The sequence below is a fragment of the Mesorhizobium sp. M2E.F.Ca.ET.219.01.1.1 genome, assembly GCF_004016445.2.
Lineage (GTDB): Bacteria > Pseudomonadota > Alphaproteobacteria > Rhizobiales > Rhizobiaceae > Mesorhizobium.
This window is the reverse complement of record NZ_SADT02000264.1, coordinates 1-287: the sequence shown is the minus strand read 5'-3', so window position 1 is coordinate 287 and position 287 is coordinate 1. Positions and strand designations below refer to the sequence as shown.

1 pseudogene is annotated in these 287 nt (G+C 69.0%); it reads left to right on the top strand.

Going from position 1 to position 287, the window contains the following annotated elements:
• Positions 1-12: 12 nt before the first annotated feature.
• Positions 13-287, top strand: a pseudogene (locus tag EN862_RS35770) (DUF1513 domain-containing protein); the annotation flags it as partial.

Here is a 287-nt window from a genome sequence, read left to right as displayed (position 1 = left end):
GGAGATTGAGCCATGACTGCGGTACGCACGCCGCTGCTCGACCGTCGCGATTTCCTGAGGGCCGCCGGCGCCGGCTTCATGGCGGCGATGACGCCGCGTGCCTGGGCGAAGACGCTTGATGCCGACGCGGTCTTCGCCACCGCCTTCGTCAAGCGCGACGGCAGCTATGGCGCCGCCGTGCTGTCCGAGGCAGGCGATGTGCTGCATGCGATCGACCTGCCCGACCGTGGCCACGACGTCACCTTCGACCCGGTCTCGAAGCGCTCTGTGGTCTTTGCCCGGCAGCC